At 55.5% G+C, this 4,004-nt stretch carries 3 protein-coding genes and 1 pseudogene; 2 read left to right on the top strand and 2 right to left on the bottom strand.

What is annotated here, in order from left to right; genetic code table 11:
* Positions 1–1,093: 1,093 nt before the first annotated feature.
* Together DBR20_RS21980 and DBR20_RS23545 are read left to right on the top strand one after the other, a co-directional pair.
* Positions 1,094–1,570 carry a hypothetical protein gene (locus DBR20_RS21980; RefSeq protein ID WP_146187063.1) on the top strand — a complete coding sequence of 159 codons (477 nt, stop codon included), beginning with the start codon at positions 1,094–1,096 and terminating at the stop codon, positions 1,568–1,570.
* 103 nt (positions 1,571–1,673) lie between these two features.
* Positions 1,674–1,865 (top strand): annotated as a pseudogene (locus DBR20_RS23545) (integrase); the annotation flags it as partial.
* Between the two features lie 463 nt (positions 1,866–2,328).
* Here DBR20_RS23545 and DBR20_RS21985 read toward each other — a convergent pair.
* Both DBR20_RS21985 and DBR20_RS22225 read right to left on the bottom strand, forming a co-directional pair.
* Positions 2,329–3,030 (bottom strand): hypothetical protein, encoded by a 702-nt coding sequence (locus DBR20_RS21985; RefSeq protein ID WP_146187064.1) that lies wholly within the window; start codon positions 3,028–3,030, stop codon positions 2,329–2,331.
* Between the two features lie 450 nt (positions 3,031–3,480).
* A partial coding sequence (locus DBR20_RS22225; protein WP_181393134.1) for a hypothetical protein occupies positions 3,481–4,004 on the bottom strand: 524 nt, incomplete at its 5' end.

Raw genomic sequence — 4,004 nt, forward strand, 5'->3', positions numbered from 1 at the left:
GTGATGTGGAACCTCTCAATCGATGCATGGCTGGGTGCTGCCACTGCCGTCGTCTACATGGTTGCCAGCGCAATGCTCTCTGGTCAGATCAAGGAGAAGCAGATCGGTGTCATTCCCGAGAAGGCTGGGGCTGCAGATAACAGCCAGGGTTGAAGAGGAGGGCGCATAGCAAGGCGCCTCACCAGACGAGACGCCCACGCTCCCGTTGCGAGGCGCGTGGTTCTCCAGGCGCTCGGCAAAGTGCATGCAACATCAATCGCGAGAGGATCTATGAAAAAAAACGGTAGCCGAGCAGAAGGCGGTCTGGGCAAGAGCTAGAGCCGCAGAGCTGTGGGGACATGCCAGCGCGCTTGAGGCCACGGTTGGTGGTGACTGGCAGGCCCGTGCCCGGCGGCGGCGCGCGGTTGATCGGCTGATCCGCGAAGCTGGGTACTTCGAGCGGATGGCTACGAAGCTGGAAGGGCCTGACTTCCTGGAGGAAGAGCTTCCCTTCTAGGAGTGGCCTGGGTGAGAGGGCCATGCACTGCGTGCACCCTCTCCCCTCATCTGGTTGGAAGAAGTCCGCAAAGCATCAGGCCGGCTGCCTGGAGTGCAGGCGATGCCGATAGTGACAAGTCGTCAGCAGCCACGTTGCAATCGTGCACATGGTCTTCATGTGTCAATCCCTAGTGACCAATCAAGGCCCACCATATCGCGGTGATCCCCGAGCGGACCGTTAGCGACAATGACGAAGCCTGGGCACAGTGAGGAGGCCGAGCATCTGCCGGTCTCTCCTCGCGAGCTGGATAGAAGGGATAAGGGGGGCTTGCCAATGAGGTGGAGCTCCCGCCATGAAGCTATGGGTTCACGTCAGCGCAAGCCGCGCACTGGGCACTGCGAATTTATCGCGCTGAGTGTCATCAGATTAAAAACTGTTGTATACCGTCAGCACGGCAGCGGCCGTAGAGTGGCTCCTTTAAGCGCGTCTGCCGAGTGGTTCAGGTATCAGCCTTCAGGATCCTTTGGTTACTGTGAATGGCTGGGATGGCCTCCCCGGTTGCTTCGCTTGTGATGCCTACAAAAGCAGTGGCTATTAAAAAATGAGTTGGGCGGGATGATCAGCAAAAAAAGATCGAAAAAAATTTGCGTAGAGGTTGGTGATGTATTTGCTGTACCTCTTTCCACTAATGACGTAATTTTTGGATATGTTCGAGCCTACAATGATCCAGACGTCGCTATACTTCCAGTGGTTTCAAAGGGTGGGCTGATTCATGCAAGCGAACTCCAAGATCTTTCTAGTGCGCTTGATGTGGCTTCGCTTCGAAGTTCTATGAAAAATGGAGCCTGGATAAAGATTGCAAATATGCCATTTCCTGATGTCGAGGCTGCTTGGGCTTCGCCGAGAAGGCAGCTTCCATTATTCAAAGCGGATACGCGAAAAATTGTCATAGTGAGAGGGTGTTTAGTCCCGGGCGCTGAGTTTGAAGACTATGACTCTCTCCCGGTGATGATTCGGCGGGACGACGAAGGGTTGATTAAGGAGATTCTTGATCTGTCGCCTAAGTTCCATGTGGTAAGTCGGTTTGACTAATAGGGTGTTATCTCTAGAGTTGTTATGTTAGTTGAAGCGAGGTGGGCATCGAACAGTAGGTTGGGTATCATTGCCGCACTTCCAAGCTGATCACGCGCCTCGATTCCGGCCGGACTACATCGAACACCAGCCTGCACATGCAGTCAAAGAACCGCTGGGGAGCGAATACCATCGCGCCACCCACCTGCTTGGGGGCAGGAAGATGATGCAAGCCCGGGCTGACTACTTGGATAGCCTCCGACTGGGTGAGTCCCGGATTGCGGCAAAGAGTACTCGGAAGCGAAAGGCCGGCTGAATCTAGCGGTCGCACCTCAGTGTCCGGTCACCTGCCTAGCCAGTTGCACTTCCTTGCAGACAAAAGCGAGCGGATTCGTACGACTAGAAGGCAGTACAAGGGCTGGTCACCCCAACGCTACAATCGAGCCGAATGTAAGTCATCATATTGCTCGTGATAGACGGCGATTTTTTTTTGTCCAGGTGCTGTATCTATTAGCTACAGATCAAACTGACCGGCAATTGTTTCCCCCGCCTCACAAGGCTCGAACCATCTCCTGGCCAGCGCGACAGGGCAGAGCATCCTCATGGGTACAGCCGAGAGGATGAAGAGAGCTTCGCCAAATGGGCTGTTTATCTTCGATCGGCTCGTCCCTACCGATGGAGAGGGCAAGATTGCTGGAACCAGGAGACTCCGTCTACAACGCAACGGAGTCTCCTGGCGCCGCCTGCCGAAGTCACGGCAGGGAGCTTGGAGCCAGGAACTAAAGAACGTCGATGGCGCCGTTGTTAGTCGAACACAACTGTGGGATGCATGCCGACATGGCCGTATCGATCAGGCCCCGTCTTTCACCGATACAAACCACTTGAAGTGTGTAGGTGCCTGTAAATGGTCCGGCGTAATGGTCAGTGGCTGATGTCATGCAACGACCATTGTCGATAGAGAGAGTGGCGTTCGACTGCCCGGCAATCGAACTCTGATAGCGGGCAGTCCCTACTGAGTTGAAATTGACACCCAAGGGGGCGCTGCCACTTGGGGCCAACGCGTAGACGTAGTATCCGGCCATTGGTCCGGGCAATTCAGCTGATGGATCTACGCTTGCAGGCGTAGTGGCTTCGCTCTCGCAAGACCAGCCAGCGACAGCCTCTCCAGACACGACGGTTTCGCCGCGTCGAGCCTTTGCGTGTGTAACCTCACAAGCCGCCTGATGATAAAGCTTTGTAGCTTCGATCTGGTCATCGAAGCGATACACAAGCCCGCCCTTTCCGTCCTGGAAGAACCTGATTCTGATAGCCACTAGGCCGCCATTGAAATCAGAAAGCTGTGCGGTCCGCTCTATCCACCTCTTCCCATCTGCTGATGCCATGGGGCGATCCTGATAGGGAGCCTGGTTGGCCGCTACTGCTGTTGAAAGCGATGCTGCTACTAGCGCACAAAGAATCGAAACTCCATTTCGGATCTTCATCGGTGAAGCCTCACGTATCGGATTGCCCGAATTTTCTGCGCTCTCTCCCTGTGGGGGTCAAACTGTGACTTTGGGCCTTGCAGGGTTTGCAGCGTCTAGCCCTACGCCTGACTGAGTTGAAAGTGTGATGTGTTGATCTGAATTTCAGAGGGCCTCGTGATCAGTGCCCAGCAATTAAGGTGAAAGTGCAAACGGCTTCTCACTTGATCGCCAGGAAAGCTCCGGGCGCATTGGTCGATTCGAAAATAGTCGAAATCGAAGTGCAATTGTCGCCAAGGCTGCTGACTCGATAGAGCTCTTGGAGCAATGGGGAGGGATGGCAGTCGTGATGAAGATTGATTGTTAGGTTGCCGAGCGCGAGCCAGTATTTTGATGACCGGGCAACAGCTGCTTAGGGGCTATCTGCCACAGGGTGGAGTCCTGCCAGCTCAGTGGTGATACGTCGATGGGCTATTTGTGCCTGACTGCGCGAGCTTGATCTGTCTTCGCAGCGCCAGCTTTGCCTCTTGTGGCCCCTTGTCCTTGTCCTTGGCGGGCAATGGCCGTCAGGGCGATGATGGCCAGGAGCAAGAGTGAAGCCGCTATGGCCTGACGGCCGCCCAGGTTTCCATTGTCGGACGCCCTTTGGATGCGCTGTCCTTCCTGTGCTGCCCGTTGTTGCATGGCGAGCAAGGGATCACCAGCAATCCATTGCATGATCGGCACCTGTGCCACTGGGGTTCGGGAAGTCGCATCCAGATAGCGATGACCGATTGCAAATTCGACGCCATCTGCCAGCTCGCTCAGGTGCTGCAGCGTGAGCTGCAAGTCCTGCTTGGGAGCGAATGCATGAAATCCAATCGCCCGGCTGCCGCCAAGACGCAGCAGGGTGATATCCGCGGCAGTGCTCCGTGGCAGGGTGTAGGCCCATCGGAATGTATGCGACGCCGGATTGAAGGTGGGTGCAACTAGCCAGGTTGGACGAGCGAAGAACT

This window comes from Stenotrophomonas sp. HMWF023, from assembly GCF_003060985.1.
GTDB lineage: Bacteria > Pseudomonadota > Gammaproteobacteria > Xanthomonadales > Xanthomonadaceae > Stenotrophomonas > Stenotrophomonas lactitubi.

Bases quoted from the DNA above. Each gene is read 5' to 3' on its own strand.
- DBR20_RS21985 (WP_146187064.1), bottom strand. From the start codon at position 3,030: ATGAAGATCCGAAATGGAGTTTCGATTCTTTGTGCGCTAGTAGCAGCA.
- DBR20_RS21980 (WP_146187063.1), top strand. From the start codon at position 1,094: ATGATCAGCAAAAAAAGATCGAAAAAAATTTGCGTAGAGGTTGGTGAT.